Below are 819 nucleotides of genomic sequence, written 5' to 3' on the forward strand. Positions count from 1 at the left end.
ACGCTCGGTGCTCAATCGAGTCGCGTAGCTTAGGTAAGTTGAACGCATGAGCCAGATAATAAGAGACCTCCAATGAGAGGTCTCTTTGTATTCTGCGGATCTTCAAAGTAAGTGCTTTACTCTGCCACGCCACCTTGAGTCAATTTGGCTGGATTAAGCAGCCTTTCAAGCGTTTCGCGGTCTAAATCTGTTTCCTCTTCGGCCACATCAATGATGGCTCGTCCTTGTTTGTAGGCTTTTTTCGCGACTTCTGCCGCTTTCAAATACCCGATTACCGGGTTTAGTGCGGTGACTAAAATCGGATTCTTGGCCAAAGCAATATCGAGGTTATCTTGTCGAACGTCAAAGGTCGCAATCGCCTTATCGGCAAGGGCGGTCGCACTGTTCGCAACGAGCTCAATGCTCTCCAAAATATTATGTGCAATCACAGGTAGCATAACATTCAACTGGAAGTTGCCAGACTGACCCGCGATGGTGATGGTTGCGTCGTTGCCAATCACTTGCGCTGACGCCATGGCTGCGGCTTCAGGAATAACCGGGTTTACTTTGCCCGGCATGATTGATGAACCCGGCTGTAAGCCTTGCAGTTCGATTTCACCCAAGCCAGCCAATGGGCCAGAGTTCATCCAGCGAAGATCGTTTGCGATCTTCATGATCGCAACTGCTGCTGTTTTGAGCTGTCCAGACAGTGCGACGATCGCATCCTGGCTGCTGAGGTTGAAGAAGAAATTGTCGCTTGAAGTAAAGGTGACTCGAGTGGACTGAGTGAGGTTGTCTGCAAACAGAGAGGCAAAACGCGGATCGGCGTTGATCCCTGTG

Annotated in this window: 1 protein-coding gene; it reads right to left on the minus strand. The window is 50.1% G+C overall.

Annotation, left to right across the window (positions count from 1 at the left end):
* Positions 1–116: 116 nt before the first annotated feature.
* Positions 117–819: lyase family protein (locus tag R7O13_RS25790; RefSeq protein ID WP_318305063.1), on the minus strand; the 703-nt coding region annotated here is incomplete at its 5' end.

The sequence above is a fragment of the Vibrio sp. Y176 genome (genome assembly GCF_033438945.1).